Here is a 25,801-nt window from a genome sequence, read left to right as displayed (position 1 = left end):
TCGGAATGACAATATAAAAGGTTGGTTATTTTAACAGTTTATTTTGTTAGCCAAATAGTTGAGGTATTGTAATTTATTTAAATTAATTTCATGTTTGATATGTGGAGTAAAAAAAGGAGTTTATAGCTTCTTCTGTCATACCGAGTAGGCGAGGTATCACATAATACTAAGTTTTAATGGGATTCCTCCTTTGTCGGAATGACAATATAAAAGGTTGGTTATTTTAACAGTTTATTTTGTTAGTCAAATAGTTGAGGTATTGTATTCTGTTTAAATTAATTTTTATGGTTTAATATGTGAGTAAAAGTAAAGAGCTTTTGGGTTTGTTTTGTCATACCGAGTAGGCGAGGTATCACAAAATGCTAAGTTTTAATGGGATTCCTCCTTTGTCGGAATGACAAGTTTTAAGTTCATTGATATAAATTAAATGTTTTAATGAGATTTCTCCTTTGTCGGAATGACAATATAAAAGGTTGGTTATTTTAACAGTTTATTTTGTTAGCCAAATAGTTGAGGTATTGTAATTTATTTAAATTAATTTCATGTTTGATATGTGGAGTAAAAAAAGGAGTTTATAGCTTCTTCTGTCATACCGAGTAGGCGAGGTATCACATAATGCTAAGTTTTAATGCGATTCCTCCTTTGTCGGAATGACAATATAAAAGGTTGGTTATTTTAACAGTTTATTTTGTTAGCCAAGTAGTTGAGGTATTGTAATCTGTTTAAATTAATTTTTATGGTTTAATATGTAAGTAAAAATATAGAGCTTTTGGGTTTGTTTTGTCATACCGAGTAGGCGAGGTATCACATAATGCTAAGTTTTAATGGGATTCCTCCTTTGTCGGAATGACAAATTAAAACTCTTTTAAATAATTAATCTATAACAAAACCGAGCAAAGCGAGGTTTTGTTGTGGTTTGATTAAAGATTAGAGAAAACGATATTGATTTCGCAACGGCAATATGGGCAGCCTATGTTGTGGTTTGATTAAAGATTAGAGAAAACGATATTTCAGGTTGTGTAGTAATTAAGGATGCTAATGTTGTGGTTTGATTAAAGATTAGAGAAAACGATATTAAACTTTAGAAAAATGGAAAGATGAGATTGTTGTGGTTTGATTAAAGATTAGAGAAAACGATATTCAAAAAGTGAAGGATATATAGAGGTAAATGTTGTGGTTTGATTAAAGATTAGAGAAAACGATATTCTTGTAAATGAATAGCCCCTATTCCATCGTGTTGTGGTTTGATTAAAGATTAGAGAAAACGATATTCCTTGGTGGCTCGTAAAGACTCAAGCATAAGTTGTGGTTTGATTAAAGATTAGAGAAAACGATATTATATGGTTAAAGACTACCCTCGTTTATCAAGTTGTGGTTTGATTAAAGATTAGAGAAAACGATATTATTTTGTTTTTCCTGTTGTTATATCAATTTGTTGTGGTTTGATTAAAGATTAGAGAAAACGATATTATCGGATGTTGTAGTAATGTTTTCAAACTGTTGTGGTTTGATTAAAGATTAGAGAAAACGATATTAAAAAATTTCTTAAAGAGTTTAAAGAGTTCGTTGTGGTTTGATTAAAGATTAGAGAAAACGATATTTTAGGTAACATAACCGTAAATATTACAGTTGTTGTGGTTTGATTAAAGATTAGAGAAAACGATATTTTTGCAAAAAAAGAAATAGATTATTTACGTGTTGTGGTTTGATTAAAGATTAGAGAAAACGATATTATCCTGTTATTGCTGCTACACCACAGCAGTGTTGTGGTTTGATTAAAGATTAGAGAAAACGATATTTAGCGAGTAAAAAAGATATTCAGCAATTAGTTGTGGTTTGATTAAAGATTAGAGAAAACGATATTTTCTAGCACCTACATAACTAGGGTAATCTTGTTGTGGTTTGATTAAAGATTAGAGAAAACGATATTTTAAACTAACTAAGTCATTATTAGAACAATGTTGTGGTTTGATTAAAGATTAGAGAAAACGATATTAACCAAAAACAATATGCGATTGGCTTAATGTTGTGGTTTGATTAAAGATTAGAGAAAACGATATTAGCAGAAACTTTATGCGAAGGACTATATGAGTTGTGGTTTGATTAAAGATTAGAGAAAACGATATTATATTACAAAAGAATTATTTAAATTATATGTTGTGGTTTGATTAAAGATTAGAGAAAACGATATTAGTTGCGCTGTTAGCTTCTGGTACTCAAAAGATTAATTGAAAATATCGTAATTTAAAATGCTCCTTTATTGTACTTTTAAGGCAATATTGGAGCATTTTTTGGTTTTAAAATAATTCTAATTGCTGCGGTTGTGGTTCTTTTGGAACTTCAAACTTCCCCCAAAAATTTAAAATATTACCAAATTGTTTATCGGTTATCCTAAGAATACTAACTTTGCCTAGAGGTGGAAGCAACATGTGAATTCTTTTCTCGTGTACATCAGCACTTTCACTACTGGCACAATGCCTATTATAAACAGAATATTGCATCATAGTAAAACCATCTTTTAGTAAATTTTTTCTAAATTGTTGTGCATTTCTTCTGTCTTTTTTTGTTTCAGTAGGTAAGTCAAAAAATACAAATAACCACATAATTCTGTAAGCGTTTAATTCCATAAACTAGGATAGTTAATTTTTTTTATTTTTCCTGTATAGCATTGTTGAAGTGAAGTACAGGTTTTAGATAAAGCAACCATTAACGGACTTTTAGTATCTTCAAAATATACAGTTTCAGTCAATACATTTAAAAGTTCAGCTTTTATAGGTGTTGTTAATTCTTCTTCATTATAATTTTTAAGAATAGCAATAACTTTTGCATCAACTAAAGGTCTAAAAGGTTCCATAATATCATCGGCTAGGCAAAATGCATTGTATTTATTATGATGATGTATCCCAAGAGTACTTAATAATCCGCTACCAGCTAAGGCTCTTGCTACTGCAGCTCTTAAAATAATGTATCCATAATTTAAAAATAAGTTTGGATATGCACCGTAACGTTCTCTTTTAAATTTAAAATTAAACAAGTGCTTCCAATAATGAGCTGCAGCAACACCTTCCATATTTTCAGTATCTCCACTCAATACTTTAGATTCAAAATAGTGTAAAACTTTAGATGGTTTGTTTAATTGTTCTAGCAAATAGGCTTGATTTTTAATTTTGGACTTTATGGTTTGTTGCCAAAGTTGTTTTTTTAATGGAAGTGATGCGTTTATTTGGTTTTTAAATAATTCTTGCTGAATGTAATGGTTGTCTAAATTTAAAAGCATACTTGAGGGCATATGCTTCGCATCACAAAAAATTACGGCTACATTGTTAGCCGATAATTTTGTTAATGTTGGTATTGAAATGTAAATTTCATGATGTTCTAGAACAATAAATCCAATATCTTCAATAGGAACAGTTAGCTCACGGTCTTTGGTTTTAATAACAAGCTGTTCTAATTTGGTAGTTAATGTTGCTTTATTACCAAAAAAAAGGGTTCGTTTTAACATAGCAATTAAATTTTATGAATACTATAAATTTAATTAAAATATTATGAATACGAATGCTAAAATTTAAATGGGTAATTTTTTATTAATAACGAATTTGCTTTAAAAACTAAAAGCTTCTAATAACTGTTCTAAGTAATATACACTAACATATTAATTATTTACTCATACAACAAATACTTTTCTCGCACTTTTTTAAATACTTCAATTTTAGGTTGCCATGATTGGTGAATTTCTTTAGCTGAAACACCACTTTCTACTTGTTGTTGTAATTTATTTGTACCGGCTAATTTTACAAAAAATGTATTAAAAAACGTACTTTTATCAAGTGTTGAAGTATAGGCTTCAACTAAGTAAGAGATATTAATTTTATCTAGAGGTTTAGTTGTACTTAAATCTAAACCACAGCACTCAACATTTTCATGTTTAGGATGTTTTGCTCCAAAATTGGGTTGAGGTGTAAAACAATACGTAAAATCTTTATTTTTCATAAAAGGAGAACCAAAAATTTGAAATTGCTTTTCAGTTCCTCTTCCAACACTTACATTGGTTCCTTCAAAAAGGCAAAGACTTGGATATAAGTTAATAGATTTATCATTAGGTAAATTAGGAGAAGGTTTTATAGGAAGGCTATAGTTACTTGCGTGTGTATAATTTTTTAAAGCTACCACTGTTAAATTGCATTGTATACCATTTTCCATCCATTTTTCACCATTAATCATTTGTGCATATTCTCCAATAGTCATTCCATAAACAATAGGTACTGGGTGCATACCAACAAAACTTTTGTATTCAGTTTCTAAAGTTGGCCCGTCAATATAATAACCATTTGGGTTTGGTCTATCAAAAATAATTACAGGGATATTTAATTCTGCACAAGCTTCCATTACATAGTGAAGCGTAGAAATATAGGTGTAAAAACGAACGCCAACATCTTGAATATCAAACACTACCACATCAATACCATTTAATTGTTCTTTTGAAGGTTTTCTGTTTTTCCCATATAACGAAATAATTGGTAATCCTGTTTTGGCATCAATCCCATCAGTTACTTTTTCACCCGCATCTGCTTTACCTCTAAAACCGTGTTCAGGAGAAAATACGGTTTTAACATGAATGTTTAAACTTAATAAGCTATCAACTAAATGTGTGTAGTTACCATTATTTTTATGAATTACAGATGTTTGATTAGTAGTTACAGCAATCGTTTTATTTTTTAATAATTTTAAATACAATTTAGTTTGGTCGGCTCCGGTACTTATTTGTAAAGTTGAAGAAGTTTCACTTTTTGGTAAGGTTGTAATTTTGAATTTTGAATTTTTAGATGGATTGCAAGAAATCAAACTAAAAAAAAATAGAGAAACCAATAAGAAATATGTATTTTTGAACTGATAAGAAATCATAAGTGTATTGAATTACGAATTATTTATTGCAAAACGTATTATTGCTGCAAAACAATACAAAAGTAGCATATCTTCACCTATAATAAAAATTGCAATTATTGCTATTGCAATAGGAATTATTATTATGATGATTTCTATGGCTACAGGTTTAGGATTACAGCAAAAGATACGTGAAAAATTATCTGGGTTTAATGGTCATATTCAAATTACAAATTTTGATAATAATAATTCTGAAATCACCTTAATTCCAGTTTCTAAAAAACAAGATTTTTATCCTAAATTCACCAGTGTAAAAGGAATTAGTAAGGTTCAAGTTTTCGCTACAAAAGCGGGTATTATAAGAACTGAAACAGACTTTGAAGGGATTGTTTTTAAAGGTGTTTCAGGAGATTATGATTGGACATTTTTTAAAGACTATTTGGTTGAAGGAATTTTACCAAGCTATAATACGGCAACAGTTTCAAACAACGTACTTATATCTAGAGAAATTTCTAATAGATTGGGAATTAAATTAGGAGATGAGTTTAATATCCTTTTTGTAAAAGAAGACCCTTCAAAAGCACCTTGGATTCGTGTGGTAAAAGCAATAGGGATTTACGATTCAGGATTTCAAGATTTTGATGAGAATTTTGTAATGGCCGATATTCAGCATATACAAAAAATGAATAGGTGGAAAAATGATGAGGTTGGTGGTTTTGAGGTGTTTATAACTAATTTTAACGAAATTAAAAACAAAAGCCAAGAGGTTTATCAGCAAACAGGTTCAACCTTGAACAGCCAAAGTATTATTGAAAAGTATCCAGCTATTTTTGAATGGATTAACTTATTTGATACCAATATTTATTTAATTATTGCTATTATGATTTTAGTAGCAGGTATTAATATGATAACTGCATTGTTGGTCTTAATTTTAGAACGTACACAAATGGTTGGGATTTTAAAAGCACTAGGAAGTACAAATGTTAGTATTCGTAAAGTTTTTTTATACAATGCAGGTTATTTAATTTTGAGAGGTTTGTTTTGGGGTAACTTATTGGGATTACTATTGTTATTTGCTCAAAAATACGGTAAATTTATTTCTTTAAATCCTGAAACCTATTACGTAAATACGGTTCCTATATATTTAAATATTAATTATTTAATAGTATTAAATTTAGGTACACTTTTACTGTGTTTTTTAATGTTGATAATTCCATCGATAATAATTTCAAAAATAAGTCCTGTAAAAACTATAAAATTTGAATGATATAAAATTATAATATCGTTTAAATTAACAAACATCTTCATAATATATCTTTATAAAAACATTGTACATTTGCAACTCTAAATTAGAAAAATGGAATACGTTAAAAATATACTTGGAACTATAGGAAATACGCCTTTAGTAAAATTAAATAAAATAGTTGAAGAAATAGAGGCATTGGTATTGGCAAAAGTTGAGACTTTTAACCCAGGAAATTCAGCAAAGGATAGAATGGCGGTAAAAATGATTGATGATGCAGAATCTCAAGGTTTGTTAAAGCCTGGGTATACTATTATTGAAGGCACTTCAGGCAATACAGGTATGGGTTTAGCATTGGTAGCTATTATTAAAGGTTACAAATTAATTTGTGTAATTAGCGATAAGCAATCTAAAGAGAAAATGGATATTCTTCGTGCAGTAGGAGCCGAGGTTATTGTTTGTCCAACAAATGTTGAGCCAGATGATCCTCGATCTTATTATTCTGTTTCTAAGCGATTGGCAACTGAAACACCAAATTCTTGGTATGTAAACCAATATGATAATCCGTCAAATTCCTTGGCACATTATGAACAAACTGGCCCTGAAATATGGGAACAAACCGAAGGTAAAATTACACATTTTGTAGTAGGAGTTGGAACTGGAGGAACCATATCTGGAATTGGGAAGTATTTAAAAGAAAAAAATCCTGCTATTAAAATTTGGGGAATAGATACGTATGGCTCAGTATTTAAAAAATACCATGAAACAGGTATTTTTGATGAAAATGAAATTTACCCATATATTACTGAAGGTATAGGAGAAGATATTTTACCTAAAAATGTAAATTTTAGTGTAATTGATGGTTTTACCAAAGTAACAGATAAGGATGCAGCTGTTTATACACGAAAAATAGCTAAAGAAGAAGGTATTTTTGTTGGTAACTCTGCCGGGTCTGCTGTAAAAGGGTTGTTGCAATTAAAAAAACATTTTAAAAAAGAGGATGTGGTGGTTGTATTATTTCATGACCATGGAAGCCGTTATGTAGGGAAAATGTTTAATGATGATTGGATGCGTGAAAGAGGTTTTTTAGATGAAGAAAAGTTAGTAGCAATAGATTTAATTAAAGATAGAATTGAGATTCCATTAATTACGGTTAAAACTGAAGAGTTAGTTTCTCATGCAATTGAGCGTATGCGAGTTAATAACATATCTCAAATTCCTGTTACTGATATTCAAGGATTTGTTGGTTCGGTTGATGAAAGTGAATTGTTTAGTTTGTATTTTGACGATAAAAATATTGCCAATAAACCTATTAAAGAAGTTATGAGTACCCCTTTTCCTGTTGTAAAAAGTACAACTTCAATTGATAAAATTTCTAAATTAATCAACAGAAAAAATAGTGCAGTATTGGTTGATTTAGAGAATGATAAATTTCACATTATTACAAAGCACGATGTAATTAGCGCAATTCAATAAATTATTTAAATTCACTGGTAAAGTGCAATTTAACAGTTGGGTATTTACTTTGTGTCATTTGAATGGTAAATGCAGAATCTGCCAAAAACACCAATTGTCCTTGTTTGTCTTTTGCCAAATAACGCTGTTTAACGCGTTTAAATTCTTTAAACTCATCACTTTTAACATCTTCAGGTTCTACCCAGCAAGCTTTGTGAACTGGTAAGTTTTCATAGCTACATTTTGCACCATATTCATGTTCAAGTCTGTATTGAATTACTTCATATTGTAAAGCTCCAACAGTACCAATTATTTTTCTTCCGTTTAAATCTAGAGTAAATAATTGTGCAACACCTTCATCCATCAATTGATCTAAGCCTTTGTGTAATTGTTTAGATTTTAAGGGGTCAGCATTGTTAACATATCTAAAATGTTCTGGAGAAAAGTTAGGAATCCCTTTAAAATTTAATAGTTCTCCTTCTGTTAAAGTATCTCCAATTTTAAAATTCCCAGTATCTTGAAGTCCGACAATATCACCTGGAAACGATTCATCTACAATTTGTTTTTTTTCTGCAAAAAAAGCATTCGGACTAGAAAATTTCATTTTTTTGTTTAAGCGTACGTGTAAATAAGGAGCGTTACGTTTAAAAGTGCCAGAAACAATTTTTACAAATGCCAAACGGTTTCTGTGATTAGGATCCATATTGGCATGTATTTTAAATACAAATCCGGTTAACTTTTCTTCTTTAGAATCAACCAAACGCTCTTCAGATTTTTTTGGCTGTGGTGATGGTGCAATTTCAATAAAACAATCTAACAATTCTTTAACTCCAAAATTATTTAGTGCAGAGCCAAAAAATACAGGTTGTAAATCACCATTTAAATATGCATCCTTGTTAAATTTAGGGTAAACTTCGGTAATCAATTCTAACTCTTCTCTTAGTATGTTTGCTGCATTTTCTCCAATAATTTCATCTAGTTCAGGTACAGATATATCTGTAAATTCAACTCCTTCAGAAACAGTTTGTTTGTGATTATCTGAAAGTATATTAATTTTTTTCTCGTAAATATTATAAATTCCTTTAAAGTCGTAACCCATTCCAATTGGGAAACTTAGTGGTGTAACCCTTAATCCTAATTTTTGCTCCACTTCATCCAATAAATCAAAAGCGTCTTTACCTTCACGGTCTAATTTATTAATAAAAACAATTATAGGAATTCTACGCATTCTACAAACTTCTACCAATTTTTTAGTTTGCTCTTCAACACCTTTTGCAACGTCTATTACAACAATAACACTATCAACAGCAGTTAACGTTCTAAAAGTATCTTCGGCAAAATCTTTATGGCCAGGAGTGTCTAAAATATTGATTTTCTTGCCTTTATAATTAAATGCTAAAACAGAAGTAGCAACAGAAATACCACGTTGGCGCTCAATTTCCATAAAATCAGAGGTAGCTCCTTTTTTTATTTTATTATTTTTTACTGCACCAGCTTCTTGTATAGCACCACCAAATAATAATAATTTTTCAGTTAAGGTTGTTTTACCAGCATCGGGATGCGATATAATTCCAAAAGTTCGTCTGCGTTGTATTTCTTCTAAAAAACTCATTTATCAAAATTGAGGTGCAAAGATAGGTTTAAAAGTTTGAAAGTTGAAAAGATTAAAAGTTCAAAATTTATTTAATTTTTCAATAGTAAATTATACAATTTCATTTTTGTAAATTTGTACCAATTCAATAAAAATGAAAGAAGAGCAAGTTATTTTAGTCAACGAAAAAGATGAGCAGATTGGTTTAATGCCAAAAATGGAAGCGCATGAAAAGGCGGTATTACACAGAGCCTTTTCAGTATTTGTTTTTAATGATAAAAATGAATTATTGCTACAACAACGAGCTGCAGATAAATACCATTCCCCTTTATTGTGGACCAATACGTGTTGTAGCCATCAACGAGATGGAGAAAGTAATTTAGCTGCTGGGAAAAGACGTTTGCATGAAGAAATGGGTTTTGTTTGTGCGTTGGAAGAAAAAACATCATTTATTTACAAAGCTCCGTTTGATAACGGCTTAACGGAACATGAATTAGACCACATTATGGTAGGATTTTACAATGAAAACCCCATTATAAATAGGGAAGAGGTTGAAGCGTATAAATGGATGGATATTGAAGATGTTAAAAATGACATTACTCTAAACCCTATTATTTATACAGCATGGTTTAAAATTATTTTTAATTATTTTTACGATTTTATAAAACAATAGTTATGAAAGTTACGGTAAATAGAAAAGCACATTTTAATGCTGCACACAGGTTGTACAATGCAGATTGGTCTGATGCACGTAATGCAACTGTATTTGGAAAATGCGCTAACCCAAATTATCACGGGCATAATTATGAGTTAATAGTTTCAGTAAAGGGAGAAATACACCCTGATACTGGTTTTGTAATGGATATGAAGGTGTTAAAAAATTTAATTGAAACCGAAATTGAAGAAAAATTTGATCATAAAAACTTAAATGAAGAGGTTATAGAATTTAAAACGTTAAACCCTACAGCCGAAAATATTGTTGTGGTTATTTGGAATATATTACGCAGTAAAATTGCAAAAGAACTAGAACTTTCTATTACGTTGTATGAAACACCACGCAATTTTGTAACCTATTGCGGAGCGTAGATAATTTTATAGGATATTTAAATACAATTCTAAAGGAGCGTAGTCGAAATCAAAGAGAATTGTGCTTCGATAAGCCTTACCTACTGAAGACAAGTAAAGTAATATCTCCGAAAATTATTTTGAAAGTTAAAATTTAGCTCTCAACTTGAATTTCACACATTTACATTTTTTAAATTTACTCCATCACAAATTCATGTAAAATTGCGCTGTTTATAATTTCACTCTAAATTCAATTAAAGTTATTCTTTTTTAGAAGTATTTATACCAAAAATGGTGTACAATGGGCAAAAGTTTATTAGGCTAGTTAATAAAAATACAATACCTAAAACTAAAAGTACAATTGCAAGTGTACCGCTAATAATTCCTTGCCAGTATAAAACAGCAATAACAACAGCTACTAATACTCTAATAATTTTGTCGATAGATCCCATGTTTTTTTTCATTTTGTATAAGTTTTAATTAATAAATATAAGTAAAATTACTTTAAAGGTATAAATTATGCAGTGACTACGGTCACCAATTATAAAATTTTAATTTGACTTGGTAATTGTTGCACTTTATTTTCACCTTCTAATTTTTTTAGAAGTCTGCTTATAACTTCTCTTGCAGTACCCAATTCGTTCGCAATTTGCCGATGTGAGATTGTAATTGGATTTTTTTTAGTGATGTCTCTTTTTTCAATGAGATAGTTATATAATCTAACATCTAATTTATCAAACAAAAGATGATTTATAGTTTTTAATAATTCGTGGTATCGAACATTGTATTGCTCAAAAAATAATTGATTAAAGTTAGGGAATTTTTTTACCCATCCATTAATTTTTGACGCGGGTAGTAGCAATACAGTTGTATCTTCTTCAGTAATAGCAAAAACCAAACTTGGTGTATTTTTTAAACTTGCTGAAAATGACATTACACAACTTTCAGATGGTTTTATGTAATACAATAGCAATTCTTTATCTTCATAGCGTGAAAATACTTTTATTAAACCGGTAAGTACAATGGGAATTACTTTTACAAACTGCCCTTCGCGTAACAATTCTGTATCTTTCTCAAAATTTAATAGAGAAGAAGAAGCCACAATATCATCTAACAATGAACTCCCTAAAAAAGAAAGTTCAAATTTAATTAACTCATTTATATCCATTTATAATAAAAATATATAAGCGAATTTATTATAAAATTTTATAAGAAGTTACTCTTTTTTTTGTTTATTTAATTCATCTTGTAATTGGCGTCTAACTTTTTGCTCTCGTTCCAAAGCTATTTTTCTATGAGTTTCAAACTCTTCATCTAATTCTTTAAGTGTTTGTTTTGTTTGTTTAGTTATAGTATTACTTTGTTTAAATCTAGTAATAAAAAATAAGAGTAAAATAACAAGTATGCCAATGAATGAAAATACAATGGTTTTAAAGGTCCCTTTATTAAATTGTATACCAATAATAGAAATACTGTCAATTTTAGTATTGAGGTTATCAACTGTTTCTTTGGAAGAATTTATAGCGAGTTTTAAACTATCAATTTTCTTGTTTTGAGAATTTATGGTTGCATTAGTACTTCTTATTTCTTTTTTTAAAGTAGAAATTGAATCAGCAACATTTGCTTTTAATTTGTGTAACCAACTTATTTTTACGCTTTTATAGTCTTTATATTTATATGATTTATTTATTAAATAATCAAACTGATTTTTTACAGAACCTGTATCTATAAACTTTTTGGTTGTTTGACTAAACAATGCTGTAGAAGAAAAAACAACAACTATTAATATAAGAATTTTGGTTTTCATAAAAGTTTGTAAAAGGGGTAAGTTAATTTATAGTGTGTAACGATTGTAATTGATAGTTATTGTAATTTTAGCTAAAATTATATAAATCTATCATCTGATTTAAAATTAAATTTATCAATATTTTTTTTACTAGACAACCATCCCTTTTTAGTGTTAAATCTATTATCAAAATCTTCAAAAAAAGGTTTAATATCTAGTAGTGGAGAATTAGTTATCATATCTACATCTAATATGTAAATTTTATTCCCTTCAACTTTTTCAATTTCTACCGTTGAAATACCTATTTTATTGGGTCTCTTTGGAGATCTAGTGGCAAAAACACCTTTGGATTTAGTATCCATGAAAGGAATAACCTCTAGCTGCGGTTTTGTAACTAGGTGTAGTTGGTAAATTAAAATAATATGTGAAAACCCTTCAATTTCTTTTAAACCATCAGCAAATTCGGGATATACTTCTACAACTCCTTTAATACCTTTAGCACCAATTGGTTGTATAGGCATGTGTTGCAAGGTATGCCAAGGTGTTTTAATATTACCAATTACATTTAATGTAATTTTTTTAGTTTCCACTAGGCGTTGTTTAAATAATAGTTATCTAATTCTTTGATGTAATTTTTTTTAGAATTTTCATCTAAAAAGGAATATTGAAATGAGTTTTTCGCCAACAAATAAAGATCTTTTTTAGTTAAATTAAGAGCCTTTTGAATGTCTGAGTAATTTTTATTTACTTGTCCGCCAAAATATGCTGGATCATCAGAATTTATGGTTACTTTCAATCCTAAATCTATCATTTTTTTTAATGGATGATTTTTTAAATCGTCAACAACCTGTAAAGCGGTATTGGATAACGGACAAACGGTTAATGCCATATCACGTTTTATAATTTCAGCTATTAATTTATCATCTTGTAAAGAGTTATTGCCGTGATCAATACGTTTAATTCCTAGAAGATCAATAGCTTCCCAAACGTAATCTGCCGACCCTTCTTCACCTGCATGTGCAACAGGAATGTACCCTTCTTTGATAGAGGCTTTATATACATTTTTAAATTTTGAAGGAGGATTTCCTTTTTCTGAAGAATCTAATCCTACAGCAGTTATTTTGTGTTTAAAAGGTAATGATTGTTCTAAGGTTTTAAATGCTTCCTCTTCACTTAAATGACGTAAATAACTCATAATTAATAGGGATGTAACATTTAGTTTTTCTTTAGCATCGTCACAGGCTTTAGAAATTCCGTTGATAACAGTTTCAAAGGAAATTCCACGTTCAGTATGTGTTTGAGGGTCAAACATAATTTCAGTATGGCGCACATTTTGATTGGCACATTTTTGCAAATAGCTATAAGTTAAATCATAAAAATCTTGTTCAGTTGTTAAAACACCTGCACCTTGATAGTAAATGTCTAAAAAGTCTTGTAAACAGTCAAACTTATAGGCTTCTTCAATTTCTTCAACTGAATTGTATGGGATTTTAATGTTATTTCTTTTTGCAATTTCAAACATTAAAGCGGGTTCAAAAGAACCTTCAATATGTAAATGTAATTCTGCTTTTGGTAAATTCTCAATAAATGTTTTCATCTATTTATGTTTAAGTTTTTATTGTCAAATGTAATAGGCATTCATTAATTTAAGTTGAAATTTCTAGAATGCACATATTTTATATTACAAAATTAACCATTTAATTATTTTAATTGATATTTGTTAAAACTTAAATATGAAAAAATATATTATTTTAGTTGTAATAGTAGTTGGAATACTATTTTTAAACTGTAAAGTAACTAATAACCCTATGAAAAAAATTGAAATTGGAGATAAAGTGCCATCATTTACATTAAATGATCAAAATGGAAACCTCTATACTGTAAACAGTACAAGTGGAAAACCAATGGTAATTTATTTTTATCCAAAAGATGATACACCTGGTTGTACAAAACAGGCTTGTAAATTTAGAGATGAATTTGAAAAATTTAAAGATTTAGATGTTACCGTTATTGGTATTAGCGCCGATAATGTAGCATCTCACAAAAGATTTGAAGAAAAATATAACCTGCCATTTGTTTTATTAGCTGATGTTAACAATGAAGTTAGGAAGCTGTTTGGAGTGTCTAAAAGTATGATTTTTTACCGGGACGTGTTACTTATGTGATAGATAAAAATGGGGTTGTACAATACATTTTTAACAGTCAGTTTAAAACCGAAGAACATATTGAGAATGCGCTAAAAAAACTTAAGAGTTTGTAATTATGGTATAATTAATATTTATTTGATATTAGATTTAAATAATCTAATCTTTAGTATTCTAATTAATCAAATTCTTGTAAATTTGCAAAAATAAATAAATGCAATAATTATGGCGAGTATAAAAAATTTAAAAAAAGATATTAATTACGTTTTAGGAGATATTATTGGAGAATGTTACACTTGGGAATTATTAAATCCTACTGAAAACACTAAAAAAAGTGAAGCAATAATAGATGAAGCAATTATTATTTTTGATGCCTTAATAGATAAAGTTCACGAAAAAAATGTTGAAGACACAAAAGCACATTTTAAAAGTATAACTTTAGAGTTAGAGGAAGCAGCTAATAAATTACTTGAAAAGATAAATAAACTGTAAATTTTTGTTAAAAAACGGATATTTAATTTTATAATATCCTTTTTTTTTGTAATTTAGAGCAATAAATTATTTATTAAAACGTTCTTAATTTACCAACTAAAATCTATATTATTTATGGCAAGAGCAATGTTTGAGTATACAAAAACCGTACTTGAAAAAGTGAGCTTTAATAAAGACTTATTTAAAAAAGAATTAGAAAAGGCAATTAACCGATTACTGCCTTACGAAATTAAAGAGTTGTATTTTTGGCTAAAAGAGTTTACAATTAATAAACCAGATTTGCATACTTGTTTAGCAATAGTTAAATATTAAAAAAAGAGGAGTTTTAAACTCCTCTTTTTTTATGTATAGGACTAATTATTTTAACATCACTAAATGCAATTACACCCCTAACTAAACCATCAATTACATCTTTTAATGAGTCTATTAAATGAATTTTTAATTGTGATTTATGGTAAATGATACTAACCTCTCTAGCAGGTACAGGATGATTAAATTCTCGTAAATAAATTTTATCCTCGGTATTTAAATCTAATGTTTGTAAATAGGGAAGCAAAGTCATTCCTAATCCTTCTTTTGATAATTTAATTAAAGTGTTAAAACTGCCGCTATGTAGTTGAAAATGTTGATTACTTTTCCCAAAAGTACTGCACAAGTTAATAATATTTTCCTTAAAACAATGCCCGTCTTCAAGTAATAAAATATCTTCAATATTTAAGGTTTCAACATCAATAAATTTATTTTTAAAGAGACGATGCTCTGGAGGAACAAAGCCTACAAATGGCTCATAATACAATACGCGTTCTTTAATTGTTTCATTTTCTAAAGGGGTAGCAGCAATACCAACATCAATATGTCCTTCAGCTAATTTTTTTATTATTTCGTCTGTAGTGAGTTCTTCAATCTTTAAATTTACTTTTGGGTATTTTTGTATAAATGTTTTTAAAAAAATAGGTAAAAGAGTAGGCATTATTGTGGGAATAATACCCAGTTTAAAATCGCCTCCAATGTATCCTTTCTGCTGGTCAACAATATCATTTATCCGATTGCTTTCATCAACAATAATTTTTGCTTGTTCAATAATTTTAATTCCAATTTCAGTAAGTTGAATAGGCTTTTTTGTTCTATTAAAAATTTTTGTACCAAGCTCTTCCTCTAACTTTTGAATTTGCATACTCAAAGTGGGTTGAGTAACAAAGCAATGTTCAGATGCAATAGTGAAATTTCTATATTCAGCTACAGCTAATACATATTTTAATTGGGTAATAGTCATAAGTATAAATATTTATGATAAAGATATTAAAACTATCAATAATAATTATGTATTATTAAGTTTATTTTTAAATAAATTTGTAATAGAAATTAGTAAAATATTTAATAAACCTAAATACATACATTATGAATACAACAATATTAGGATTAGACAAACAAAAATCAGAGAATTTAGTGATAAGTTTAAATAGTTTGTTATCAAATTTTCAAGTCTATTATCAAAGTTTAAGAGGATTACATTGGAATATTAAAGGGAAATCTTTTTTTGAATTACACGTAAAATTCGAAGAATTTTATACAGATTCTCAAGAGAAAGTTGACTTAATTGCCGAGCGTATTTTAACGCTAGGAGGAACGCCATTGCATACCTTTGAAGATTATGCAAAATTAGCAAAAGTACCTGTAGGAAGAAATATTACAAATGGTACAGAGGCGGTAACGTTGGTTGTAAAATCACTATCTGAATTATTAAAAATTGAACGTGTAATTTTAGATGAGTCAGACGAAGCTAATGATGAAGGAACCAACTCAATGATGAGCGATTTTATAGCTGAACAGGAAAAAACAATATGGATGTTAAATGCTTGGTTAAATTAAATAGGATTTGTATAAAATCAAAAAGCCGCTTTCTAAAAATAGAAAGCGGCTTTTTAAACTAATTTATTTCCAAAATTTTCGTTGCTTATTTAATTCATCTTCCAAACGTTTGTATTCTTTTGGTGTAATTACTTTTAATGATGATGGATCTTGTTCAATTTCTATTTCAATTCTTTTTACAATTTCATCAATAGTTTCGTTTTCATAATCAATTTTCATAGGTTTTTTAATAACCATAGATTGTAAAACATTTCGTTTTTTTATTAATAAGCCTTTTTTATCAAAAGCTCTTCTAAATCCGTCAATTACAATTGGAACTACTACAGGTTTATAAGTTTTAATAATATGGGCAGTACCTCGCCTAATAGGCTTAAAAGGTGTTGTAGTACCTTGAGGGAAGGTAATTACCCAACCGTCATCTAATGCTTTTTTAATATTACTAATATCTGACATTTTTACTTGCCTATTTACATTTTGCCCTTTACTTCTCCATGTTCTTTGAATAGAAACTGAACCTGCATAGGCAAATATTTTTGGTAATAAACCAGATTTCATAGTTTCAGAAGCTGCAACAAAATAAACATTTAGTTTGGGATGCCAGATGTATCCAATATTTTTTAAAGAATCAACTCTCCCTTTTAAGGCAGCATTAAAAACGTGCAGCATTGCAGCTACGTCAGCAAAATAAGTTTGATGATTTGAGACAAATAAAACATTTGTTTCAGGTAAATCTCTAATTATTTCTGAACCTTCTATTTGAAGTTTATTAAAGCGACGATATCTACCGTGTGATACAATTCCAAGTATACGAATAATCCACTTTTTTATATATAAAATATGTCCAAATGGTTTTTTTTTAAAAATTGGCATTAAGTTGGTTTGGTTTGAATGAAATACAAATTTAAGAAAAAAATAATTTAAATATTCTTTATTAATTGTTTGATTTCATTAAGCATCATAGCTGTGGCACCCCAAACAATGTAACTGTTTAATACAAAGCAGGGTACTTCTATATTTGTAGCATAAGATGTAGATAAATTTATTGTTGAAATAGAAGTGTTTTTTAGTAAATCTTTAATTGTAACAGTAATGAGTTTTTCAACTTCATGATTTTTGGTAAATATAGGTGTCCTCTCTAAATACCCCAAAAAGGGTGTTACTAAAAAATTACTTGGCGGTATAAAAACATCGGTCATTTGTTTAAAAATGGTAACCTTATTAGGGTGAATTCCAACTTCTTCAAATGTTTCACGTAGTGCAGTATTTTCTAAGTTATTATCTTTTTTGTCATATTTTCCTCCCGGAAAACTAATTTGAGATGAATGAGTTCCATTATATTTAGCACGTAGTGTTAATAAAAAACAGGTTTCATTATTTTTATTTGGATAAAAAAGAGCAACTACTGCTGCTTTTTTAGGGTTTAGTGATTTAATTTTATTTTGTGAATAGTTCAATCTTAATTTTGGAGCTAAATTAAATTGAGCTTCCAATCCGCCAACAGGTAAATTTTCTAATTTTGAAATAGTTGTTTTAAAAAAGTTAAAATCCATCACATCTGTTGTGTAAAATAATTATAATCTTTTAGCACAACATCAATAAAGTTAGTAGGTTTCATTTCAGTTGTTATTCCGGTAATTTCTATTATTTTAGTGTGAAGTTTTAGTATTGTTTTATAATTGCCTCTTCTTTTTGCTGTTAAATATAACTGTTTTATGGTTTGTATATCTTTATCATTTAACAGTGTTACCTGGGGGAAAGTAGGTGTGTATTCTTCAGGGATGTCAACCAATAACGTATCATTAATGGTAACTCTTTTTACTTCAGAAATAACGGTGGTACCTGCAGCTAAATCACCTAAACGCTGCCCTTTGCCATTTAATAAAATAGTTAGTATTGCAACAGACCCAGAAGCCAAACTAATATCAATAATACGTAAAACCCACCTAATTAGGTAACTTCCAAAAGTTGGTTTAGAACCATCAATTTTTACAACTCTAATTTTACTCACATATTTTCCGGGTGTTTGTCCATTCATTAAAGTTTCAAAAAGTAAACTGTAAAAGAAAACAGGTAAGCTTAATAATGCATAAAAAGTATAAATTGACTCAGTTGGCTTGTAATCTAATGCTATAAGAATTAATACAATAAGCATATAATACGCTACAATAATAAGCAGGTCTAACAAAAAAGCTCCAATACGATTGTATAATGAAGCTACATTTTGTTGAATTGTTACATTTTGTGCAGTTTCTATATGAAAATTATCCATTTATATTTAATCTTTTTTTGGCTAGTACAGTTTGATTTTTTACATTCGTTAACTTCAAAGTTTCATTGTAAAGATAATGAACTATAAGAAAAACAAAAATAAAAAAAATGCGTGAAGCATCGTTTATAAAAAGGAATAAAAATAAATGGTTGTTATTTGAAAATGTTCTTAATAAAACAGCACAAGTTTCTCCTGATAAGCTTTCAGATTTATATATTGAAGTTACTGATGATTTGAGCTATGCCAAAACATTTTATCCACAAAGTAATACCGAGAGGTACTTAAATTCTATCGCATCAAAAGCGCATCAAAAAATTTATAAAACTAAAAAAGAAAGTAAAAATAGGTTAGTAACATTTTTTAAAACCGAATTCCCTCTTGAATTTGTAAAATATCATAAACAATTACTTATAGCATTTTTAACTTTTTTATTTTTTACAATTATAGGAGCCTATTCGGCATCAGCTAATGGTGATTTTGTTCGTTTAATTTTAGGAGATAATTATGTAAATACTACGCTTGATAATATAGCGAAAGGAGATCCAATGGCTGTGTATAAAAAAATGGAAGAAAGTAATATGTTTATTGTAATAACTTTAAATAATATTAAAGTGGCTATGACAGCTTTTGTTTATGGAATGCTTTTTTCTGTAGGTACGCTGTTTATAATGATGCGTAATGGAATAATGTTAGGCTCATTTTTATATTTCTTCTATGAAAAAGGATTGCTATGGGAATCTTCACGTACCATTTGGATTCATGGTACCATAGAAATTTCAGTTATTATTATTGCTGGTTGTGCAGGGTTGGTTTTAGGGAATGGTTTACTTTTTCCAAAAACCTATACAAGATTAGCTTCTTTTAAACAAAGTTTTAAAGCTGGTTTAAAAATTATGGTGAGTACAATACCATTTTTTATTGTTGCCGGATTTTTAGAAGGGTTTGTAACTAGACATACAGAAATGCCAGACTGGCTGGCGTTATTTATAATTATCACTTCATTTTTTGCAATTATTTATTATTACGTAATATATCCTATAAAATTAAACAAACACAAAAAATATGGAAAAGAATAACTTTATTGAATTTAAGAAAGAACGAGATTTAGGTGCTATTATAACAGATACGTTTCAATTTATACGTGAAAACTGGAAAGCATATTTTTTAACAGTGTTAAAAATAGTTGGACCATTTTTACTTATAGCCATTGCAACACTAGTATTTTACATGTTTGCAATGTCTGATATGTTTAATGATATTGATAATATTGATGCAAATCCAGGTTCATTTTTTTCAAAAATATTCTCATGGGTATTTGGCTTAATGTTTGTTTATATTTTATTGTATACATTGCTTTCAATGGCTTCATTATACTTTATAAAATCATATATAGAAAATAAAGGAAAACCACAATTTGACGAAATTAAAACCAATATTATTCAAAATGTTTGGAAATTTTTAGGCTTGGGCGTTTTGGTTACCATTGTAACGGTTTTTGGAGCAGTATTTTGTTATATACCAGGTGTTTACTTAGGAACGGTATTGTCTTTAACAACATCAATAATGGTATTTGAAAACAAAAGTATTGGAGATACGTTTTCTCATGCATTTACATTGATAAAAGGTGAATGGTGGAATACTTTTGGAGTGCTAATTGTAGTATGGATGTTGCTAATGGTATTAGGGCAAGCGTTTTCAATTCCTGCATTAATTTATCAATTTGTTAAAATGGGAACAATGATGCAAAATGATGACCCTACAGCTATTTTCGAAATTTTTAAAGATCCTATTTATTTAATGTTGAATGTTGTTTCGTATGTTTTTCAATTTATTTTGTATTCTATCCCTTTAATTTCTACAGTGTTTATTTATTTTGATTTAAATGAGCAAAAAAACTTTTCAGGCACTTTTGAAAAAATTGAAAATTTAGGTAACAAGACTAATGAGTACTAATTTATGAGCAGAATCCTATTTCTTTTTTTTATCCTATTTTCGGTTGGTATTTTTGCTCAAACAGATTCACTTATTGTTAAAAATGATAGAAGTAGTAGTATTGTTAAAAAGAAATTTGACTCTAAAAAATTAGAAGAATATAAGACAGATAAGGATTTTAATTATGAAGAAGAAAATGTAAATAAAGAACCTACATTTCTTGAACGTGTGTTTAATTGGCTTGGTCGTCAACTATTTCGCTTTTTGGAATGGATTTTTGGAGTTAAGTACGCTAAAGGTCTTTTTGCCTCAATTCTTTCAGCGCTGCCATATATTATTCTGGGTATTGTACTATTTCTTTTGCTGAAATTTTTCTTAAAAGTAAATTTAAAATCATCGAGCTTAACTTCAAAAAATAACCCTGTTGTTTCAATTACTGAAGAAGAAGAGTTAATTAAAATTAAAGATATTTCAAAACTAATTCAACAAGCAATTCAACAAAAAAATTACAGATTGGCTGTTAGGTATTATTATCTAAATGTATTAAAACAACTAGAAAATAATGAACTTATTATTTGGGAACAGCAAAAGACGAATGAAGATTATATAAAAGAAATATCACAAAAGAATATTCAACACTCATTCGTCAATTTAACAAGATTATACGATTTTGTATGGTATGGAAATTTTGTAATAAATGAGACTGAATTTGCCCGTGTTGAACAAGATTTTATTGAAGCAAATAATTTAATTCATAAAAAATAAATTGGACAAGCAAACTAAAATATATATTGGAGCCTTTTTAGTCTTAATATTTGGGTTTATTTACCTTAAAAGCACTGAAAAGAAGCCTGTTAATTGGTTTCCAAGTTATGTTTCGAAGCATAAAATTCCTTACGGAACATTTGTTTTACGTAAGGAAATGCCTAATTTATTTCCAAATAAAATAGAAGAGGTACACACACCTCCTTATATTTATTTAGAAGATTCAACACGTGTGGGAACTTACTTTTTTGTAGATGAAGCACTAAATTTTGGTGATTCTGAGTTTTTACGTTTGTTAAAATTTGTTGAAAGAGGAAATGATGTTTTTATTTCTACACATGGCATTCAAATTGACACCTTAAATTTTAAGACTGAGCGTTTAGTAAGTAAAAACTTAGATGAAAAAGTAATTTTCAAATTTAAAAATAAAATTTTTAAGGGTAAAGAATATACATTTGATAAACCTTTTGTAAATCACGTATTCACAAAAATAGATACTTTAAACACTACTGTATTAGGTATTTCGGGTTATGTAAACGCTAAAGGTGAACGTACAGAAGAAGGCGTTAACTTTGTGAAATTTTCTTATGGCAAAGGGCATTTTTATTTTCATACCTTTCCTGAGGTTTTTACAAATTATAATATTTTAAAATCTCCTAACCAGCAACATGCAGCCAATGTTTTATCATATTTAAGAGAAGATTTACCCATTTTATGGGATGCGTATTACAAAACAGGTAAAACTAAAATAACATCACCCATTTATTATTTGTTAAACTCAAAATATTTAAAATGGGCATACTATACAACATTGATAGGAATCTTATTTTTTATAATTTTTGAAGGGAAACGTAAACAACGAAGTATTCCAATAATATTACCTCTAAAAAATCAAACTATTGCCTTTACAAGAACAATTGCTAATATGTATTTTGAAAAGCAAGAGCATAAAAATATAGCAGAACATAAAATAAGTTATTTATTAGAGTTTATTAGAACTAAATTGCACATACCAACCACAATCATTGATACTACTTTTTATAAATATGTGGCATCACGTAGTGGAAATTCATACGAAAGTGTAGCTAAATTGTTTCAGTTTTGCGAACAAATTCATTTAAAAAATCAAATAACAAGTGATGAACTTGTGAAACTAAATAAAATGATTGAAAAATTTAAAAAAACAATTCAATATGGAAAATAACGATTTGAATTTTGACAGTAGAGTTGATTTGGAAAAGCTAAAAAATACCGTAATTCAAATTAAAGAAGAATTGGGTAAAATTATTGTAGGACAAGAAAATTTTATAGAACTACTTATAGTTGCTTTATTAGCTGATGGTCACGTATTAATTGAAGGTGTACCAGGTGTTGCTAAAACCATTACTGCCAAATTACTGGCAAAAACAATAGATACAGGTTTTAGCAGACTTCAATTTACACCAGATTTAATGCCTAGTGACGTGTTAGGAACTTCAATTTTAAATATGAAGACTACTGAATTTGAATTTAAAGAGGGCCCTATATTTTCAAACCTAGTTTTAATAGATGAAATTAATAGAGCACCAGCTAAAACACAAGCTGCCTTGTTTGAGGTTATGGAAGAAAGACAAATTTCAATAGATGGAAATACCTATAAAATGAAACCTCCATTTATGGTTTTGGCAACTCAGAACCCAATAGAACATGAAGGAACTTATGCTTTACCTGAAGCACAATTAGATCGGTTTTTGTTTAAAATAGATGTTGGCTACCCAAATTTAGAAGAAGAAATTATGATTCTTAAAACGCATCAGGATAGAAAAGGAATATTACCTCAAACATTGATTTCGGCATTACTATCAGAAACAGATTTATTAGAGTATAAAAGTAAGATTTTTGAAGTTTTGGTTGAAGAAAAAATAATGAAATATATAGCTCAATTAATTACAAAAACAAGAAATCATCCACATTTATACCTCGGCGGTTCGCCAAGAGCAAGCATTGCAGTATTAAATGCGTCAAAGGCATTTGCAGCAATAAATGGGAGAGATTTTGTAATTCCTGAAGATATTAAAAAAGTTGTTTCACCTATTTTACGTCATAGAATAATTGTAACTCCCGAGCGTGAAATGGAAGGTATGACTGCTGATAAGGTGATTGATATGATTGTGCAATCTGTTGAGGTACCTAGATAATATTTAAAAAATAGCACATTGAATTTAATTAGAAACTTATATATTCACAATCGTTTTTTTATTTATGTAGCTGTAATAGCTATTACATTTCTAGTGTCGTTTTGGTTTTCAATTTTGTACCAAGTTGCATGGTTGTTGGTTGTTGTTTTAATTGCCTTTTTTACAATTGATATTTATGTACTTTTTAAGGTTAATAAAGGTGTTGAGGCTCGAAGAATTTTAACTGAAAAATTTTCAAACTCTGATGAAAATCCAATTCCTATTACAATACAAAATAACTATAAATTTAGAATTGAAGCTAGTGTTATAGATGAACTTCCATTTCAATTTCAAAAAAGAGATTTAGAAGAGAAAGCATTTATAAATCCTAAAGGTGTTTGGGAGTTTGAGTATACCGTAAGGCCTGTTGAACGAGGTGCATATTATTTTGGGAAACTAAATGTCTATATTTCTACTGTTTTTAGAATAGTTTCTAGGCGATATATGTTTCAGGATAATGAGATGGTTGCAGTATACCCTTCGTATATTCAAATGAAAAAATATGAATTTTTAGCAATGAGCAATCATTTAACTGAATTTGGGTTGAAAAAGATTAGACGAATAGGGCATACCTTAGAGTTTGAGCAAATTAAAAATTATATTACAGGAGATGATGTTAGAACAATTAACTGGAAGGCAACTGCAAAACGGTCGCAGTTAATGGTTAACCAATATCAAGATGAAAAATCACAACCCATTTATTCTATTATTGATTTAGGAAGGGTTATGAAAATGCCCTTTGAAGAGCTAAAATTAATTGATTATGCAATCAATGCAACATTGGCATTTTCAAATATAGCACTTCGAAAAAATGATAAAGCGGGTTTGTTAACTTTTGGGAAAAGAGTAGATGCTATTGTTGCGGCAAGTAATAAAAAAACGCATTTAAACACTATTAACGAAGCCTTATACAACATTAACACTAAATACACCGATTCAGATTTTGGCTATTTATACGCACTTATAAAACGTAAAATTACGCAAAGAAGTTTGCTAATTTTATATACAAACTTTGAGCATATTTCGTCATTAAAACGTCAAATACCTTTTTTAAAAGCAATAGCCAAACACCATCTATTGGTAGTTGTGTTTTTTGAAAATACAGCGTTGGATAGTTTGATAAATGAGAATGCAGAAGATTTGCAAACAATTTATCACAAAACAATTGCAGAAAAATTTGCTTATGAAAAAAAGCTAATAGTTAAGGAGCTTGAAAGTAAAGGTATTTATGGTATCCTAACTAAGCCTCAAAACCTTACAGTAAATGTGATTAATAAATACTTAGAATTGAAGGCTAAAGGTTTTATTTGATATGAAATTTAGCCGCCATTGCAGCACCAATAATGCCAGCTTCATTCTCAGCTTTAGCAGGAACGATAGGTACGTCAATTTCAATTTGACTTTCAATTTTATCAAACTTTTTACTTGCTCCTCCGCCCACAATAATTAAATCGGGAGATAGTAGTAAATAAATGTGTTCGAAGTATTTACGAAGTCTCTTTCCCCATTCTTTTCTGCTTAAATTGTCTCTTTTTCTAGCAGAATCTGAAGCGTATTTTTCAAAAATCTCACCATTTTTATACAGTATATGTCCAAATTCAGTATTTGGGATTAGTTTACCATTTAAAAAAAGCCCTGAACCTATACCGGTTCCTAAAGTTATCATTACAACAGTTCCATGAACATTTTTACCTGCTCCAAAGTTAATTTCTGCGAGTCCAGCCGCATCTGCATCATTTGCAATATAGAATTCATTATCAGTTTTTGCTTTAAAAAGTTCATCTACTTGAACTCCTTTCCAAGAAGGGTGTAAATTTCCTCCTGATAAACATTTTCCGTGTTGTAACGGTGTAGGAAAACCGCACCCCACCAATCCGTTCCATTTAAAATAGTTTACCAATGCCAGTACAGTAGTTGCAACTGCTTCTGGAGTTGCAGGGTTTGGTGTTGCTATCCTATGCCTTTCTGTTGTTAAATTACCTGTTGTTACATCAACAATAGCCGCCTTAATTCCGGTGCCACCTATATCAATGCCTAATATTTCCATACTATAAAAGTTTAAGATACAATGTTATTGAAAATAAATTAAATAA

Annotated in this window: 28 protein-coding genes and 1 CRISPR repeat array; of the genes, 14 read left to right on the top strand and 14 right to left on the bottom strand. The window is 28.9% G+C overall.

Annotated elements, in window-relative coordinates:
* Positions 1 to 907: 907 nt before the first annotated feature.
* A CRISPR array of direct repeats spans positions 908 to 2,192; the repeat unit is 37 nt; unit sequence TGTTGTGGTTTGATTAAAGATTAGAGAAAACGATATT.
* Between the two features lie 105 nt (positions 2,193 to 2,297).
* From cas2 to Lupro_RS03740, 3 genes are all read right to left on the bottom strand, one after another.
* Positions 2,298 to 2,627 carry a CRISPR-associated endonuclease Cas2 gene (gene cas2, locus Lupro_RS03750; protein WP_068206406.1) on the bottom strand — a complete coding sequence of 110 codons (330 nt, stop codon included), beginning with the start codon at positions 2,625 to 2,627 and terminating at the stop codon, positions 2,298 to 2,300.
* Entirely contained in the window at positions 2,618 to 3,502 is an 885-nt protein-coding gene (gene cas1, locus Lupro_RS03745; RefSeq protein WP_068206404.1) for a type II CRISPR-associated endonuclease Cas1, read from the bottom strand. Before cas1 ends, cas2 begins: the two co-directional genes overlap by 10 nt.
* Positions 3,503 to 3,660: 158 nt before the next feature.
* On the bottom strand, positions 3,661 to 4,902 hold the full coding sequence (locus tag Lupro_RS03740) for an exo-beta-N-acetylmuramidase NamZ family protein (RefSeq protein ID WP_068206402.1): 1,242 nt from the start codon (positions 4,900 to 4,902) through the stop codon (positions 3,661 to 3,663).
* A 7-nt stretch (positions 4,903 to 4,909) separates the two neighbouring features.
* Here Lupro_RS03740 and Lupro_RS03735 point away from each other — a divergent pair, with 7 nt between their 5' ends.
* Both Lupro_RS03735 and Lupro_RS03730 read left to right on the top strand, forming a co-directional pair.
* Complete coding sequence (locus Lupro_RS03735) at positions 4,910 to 6,148, top strand: ABC transporter permease (RefSeq protein WP_068206401.1); 1,239 nt, start codon at positions 4,910 to 4,912, stop codon at positions 6,146 to 6,148.
* A 90-nt stretch (positions 6,149 to 6,238) separates the two neighbouring features.
* The gene (locus Lupro_RS03730) at positions 6,239 to 7,600 is read left to right on the top strand and encodes a pyridoxal-phosphate dependent enzyme (protein ID WP_068206399.1); all 1,362 of its coding nucleotides are present in this window, start codon (positions 6,239 to 6,241) and stop codon (positions 7,598 to 7,600) included.
* Position 7,601: 1 nt separating this feature from the next.
* Here the strand turns inward: Lupro_RS03730 and Lupro_RS03725 are convergent, their stop codons facing one another.
* Positions 7,602 to 9,191 (bottom strand): peptide chain release factor 3, encoded by a 1,590-nt coding sequence (locus Lupro_RS03725; RefSeq protein WP_068206397.1) that lies wholly within the window; start codon positions 9,189 to 9,191, stop codon positions 7,602 to 7,604.
* Between the two features lie 133 nt (positions 9,192 to 9,324).
* Between Lupro_RS03725 and idi the strand changes: the two genes are divergently transcribed.
* Both idi and Lupro_RS03715 read left to right on the top strand, forming a co-directional pair.
* A complete protein-coding gene (gene idi, locus Lupro_RS03720) occupies positions 9,325 to 9,843 on the top strand; it encodes an isopentenyl-diphosphate Delta-isomerase (RefSeq protein WP_068206395.1) in 519 nt (172 codons plus the stop codon).
* Between the two features lie 2 nt (positions 9,844 to 9,845).
* The gene (locus tag Lupro_RS03715) at positions 9,846 to 10,256 is read left to right on the top strand and encodes a 6-pyruvoyl trahydropterin synthase family protein (RefSeq protein ID WP_068206393.1); all 411 of its coding nucleotides are present in this window, start codon (positions 9,846 to 9,848) and stop codon (positions 10,254 to 10,256) included.
* A gap of 239 nt (positions 10,257 to 10,495) precedes the next feature.
* Here Lupro_RS03715 and Lupro_RS03710 read toward each other — a convergent pair whose 3' ends face one another.
* The 5 genes from Lupro_RS03710 to Lupro_RS03690 all read right to left on the bottom strand — a co-directional run bounded on the left by Lupro_RS03710 (position 10,496) and on the right by Lupro_RS03690 (position 13,618).
* Entirely contained in the window at positions 10,496 to 10,699 is a 204-nt protein-coding gene (locus Lupro_RS03710; RefSeq protein WP_068206391.1) for a YgaP family membrane protein, read from the bottom strand.
* Between the two features lie 77 nt (positions 10,700 to 10,776).
* Positions 10,777 to 11,403: a Crp/Fnr family transcriptional regulator gene (locus Lupro_RS03705; RefSeq protein WP_068206389.1), complete on the bottom strand. Its 627-nt coding sequence runs from the start codon at positions 11,401 to 11,403 to the stop codon at positions 10,777 to 10,779.
* Positions 11,404 to 11,451: 48 nt separating this feature from the next.
* Positions 11,452 to 12,042: a coiled-coil domain-containing protein gene (locus tag Lupro_RS03700; RefSeq protein WP_068206388.1), complete on the bottom strand. Its 591-nt coding sequence runs from the start codon at positions 12,040 to 12,042 to the stop codon at positions 11,452 to 11,454.
* 77 nt (positions 12,043 to 12,119) lie between these two features.
* On the bottom strand, positions 12,120 to 12,611 hold the full coding sequence (gene tsaA / locus Lupro_RS03695; protein WP_068206385.1) for a tRNA (N6-threonylcarbamoyladenosine(37)-N6)-methyltransferase TrmO: 492 nt from the start codon (positions 12,609 to 12,611) through the stop codon (positions 12,120 to 12,122).
* Positions 12,611 to 13,618 carry an adenosine deaminase gene (locus Lupro_RS03690; RefSeq protein ID WP_068206383.1) on the bottom strand — a complete coding sequence of 336 codons (1,008 nt, stop codon included), beginning with the start codon at positions 13,616 to 13,618 and terminating at the stop codon, positions 12,611 to 12,613. Before Lupro_RS03690 ends, tsaA begins: the two co-directional genes overlap by 1 nt.
* A gap of 136 nt (positions 13,619 to 13,754) precedes the next feature.
* Here Lupro_RS03690 and Lupro_RS03685 point away from each other — a divergent pair, with 136 nt between their 5' ends.
* The 3 genes from Lupro_RS03685 to Lupro_RS03675 all read left to right on the top strand — a co-directional run bounded on the left by Lupro_RS03685 (position 13,755) and on the right by Lupro_RS03675 (position 14,969).
* A complete protein-coding gene (locus tag Lupro_RS03685) occupies positions 13,755 to 14,186 on the top strand; it encodes a peroxiredoxin (RefSeq protein ID WP_335339129.1) in 432 nt (143 codons plus the stop codon).
* Between the two features lie 204 nt (positions 14,187 to 14,390).
* Entirely contained in the window at positions 14,391 to 14,657 is a 267-nt protein-coding gene (locus Lupro_RS03680; protein WP_068206380.1) for a hypothetical protein, read from the top strand.
* 114 nt (positions 14,658 to 14,771) lie between these two features.
* Positions 14,772 to 14,969 carry a hypothetical protein gene (locus tag Lupro_RS03675; RefSeq protein WP_068206378.1) on the top strand — a complete coding sequence of 66 codons (198 nt, stop codon included), beginning with the start codon at positions 14,772 to 14,774 and terminating at the stop codon, positions 14,967 to 14,969.
* Positions 14,970 to 14,982: 13 nt separating this feature from the next.
* Here the strand turns inward: Lupro_RS03675 and Lupro_RS03670 are convergent, their stop codons facing one another.
* Positions 14,983 to 15,930, bottom strand: coding sequence for a hydrogen peroxide-inducible genes activator (locus Lupro_RS03670; protein ID WP_068206376.1), 948 nt, complete (start codon positions 15,928 to 15,930; stop codon positions 14,983 to 14,985).
* Between the two features lie 125 nt (positions 15,931 to 16,055).
* Here Lupro_RS03670 and Lupro_RS03665 point away from each other — a divergent pair, with 125 nt between their 5' ends.
* The gene (locus tag Lupro_RS03665; RefSeq protein ID WP_068206374.1) at positions 16,056 to 16,526 is read left to right on the top strand and encodes a Dps family protein; all 471 of its coding nucleotides are present in this window, start codon (positions 16,056 to 16,058) and stop codon (positions 16,524 to 16,526) included.
* A 63-nt stretch (positions 16,527 to 16,589) separates the two neighbouring features.
* Here Lupro_RS03665 and Lupro_RS03660 read toward each other — a convergent pair whose 3' ends face one another.
* Genes Lupro_RS03660 through Lupro_RS03650 form a run of 3 tightly spaced genes read right to left on the bottom strand, consistent with a single transcriptional unit; the run spans position 16,590 to position 18,795 of the window.
* On the bottom strand, positions 16,590 to 17,396 hold the full coding sequence (locus Lupro_RS03660; RefSeq protein WP_068206371.1) for a lysophospholipid acyltransferase family protein: 807 nt from the start codon (positions 17,394 to 17,396) through the stop codon (positions 16,590 to 16,592).
* A gap of 47 nt (positions 17,397 to 17,443) precedes the next feature.
* Positions 17,444 to 18,076 (bottom strand): NUDIX hydrolase, encoded by a 633-nt coding sequence (locus Lupro_RS03655; RefSeq protein ID WP_068206369.1) that lies wholly within the window; start codon positions 18,074 to 18,076, stop codon positions 17,444 to 17,446.
* Entirely contained in the window at positions 18,076 to 18,795 is a 720-nt protein-coding gene (locus tag Lupro_RS03650) for an RDD family protein (RefSeq protein ID WP_068206367.1), read from the bottom strand. Before Lupro_RS03650 ends, Lupro_RS03655 begins: the two co-directional genes overlap by 1 nt.
* Before the next feature lie 107 nt (positions 18,796 to 18,902).
* On the opposite strand from Lupro_RS03650, the gene Lupro_RS03645 reads away from it, so the two are divergent.
* Genes Lupro_RS03645 through Lupro_RS03620 form a run of 6 tightly spaced genes read left to right on the top strand, consistent with a single transcriptional unit; the run spans position 18,903 to position 25,019 of the window.
* Positions 18,903 to 19,871, top strand: a complete 969-nt coding sequence (locus Lupro_RS03645; RefSeq protein WP_068206365.1) for a stage II sporulation protein M — start codon at positions 18,903 to 18,905, stop codon at positions 19,869 to 19,871.
* Positions 19,858 to 20,748, top strand: coding sequence for a hypothetical protein (locus Lupro_RS03640; protein WP_068206363.1), 891 nt, complete (start codon positions 19,858 to 19,860; stop codon positions 20,746 to 20,748). The genes Lupro_RS03645 and Lupro_RS03640 overlap by 14 nt, the downstream gene beginning before the upstream one ends.
* Before the next feature lie 3 nt (positions 20,749 to 20,751).
* Positions 20,752 to 21,492, top strand: a complete 741-nt coding sequence (locus Lupro_RS03635) for a DUF4129 domain-containing protein (protein ID WP_068206361.1) — start codon at positions 20,752 to 20,754, stop codon at positions 21,490 to 21,492.
* 1 nt (position 21,493) lies between these two features.
* Positions 21,494 to 22,696, top strand: coding sequence for a DUF4350 domain-containing protein (locus Lupro_RS03630; RefSeq protein WP_068206359.1), 1,203 nt, complete (start codon positions 21,494 to 21,496; stop codon positions 22,694 to 22,696).
* The gene (locus tag Lupro_RS03625; RefSeq protein ID WP_068211413.1) at positions 22,686 to 23,669 is read left to right on the top strand and encodes an AAA family ATPase; all 984 of its coding nucleotides are present in this window, start codon (positions 22,686 to 22,688) and stop codon (positions 23,667 to 23,669) included. Before Lupro_RS03630 ends, Lupro_RS03625 begins: the two co-directional genes overlap by 11 nt.
* 18 nt (positions 23,670 to 23,687) lie before the next feature.
* A complete protein-coding gene (locus tag Lupro_RS03620; protein WP_068206357.1) occupies positions 23,688 to 25,019 on the top strand; it encodes a DUF58 domain-containing protein in 1,332 nt (443 codons plus the stop codon).
* Here the strand turns inward: Lupro_RS03620 and ppgK are convergent.
* Positions 25,012 to 25,755 (bottom strand): polyphosphate--glucose phosphotransferase, encoded by a 744-nt coding sequence (gene ppgK / locus Lupro_RS03615; protein ID WP_068206355.1) that lies wholly within the window; start codon positions 25,753 to 25,755, stop codon positions 25,012 to 25,014. The genes Lupro_RS03620 and ppgK overlap by 8 nt on opposite strands.
* Between the last annotated feature and the right edge of the window lie 46 nt (positions 25,756 to 25,801).

Origin of the sequence: Lutibacter profundi, assembly GCF_001543325.1 — a bacterium.
GTDB lineage: Bacteria > Bacteroidota > Bacteroidia > Flavobacteriales > Flavobacteriaceae > Lutibacter > Lutibacter profundi.
Note: the sequence above shows the minus strand (reverse complement) of the source record. Positions and strands in the feature narration are given on the sequence as shown.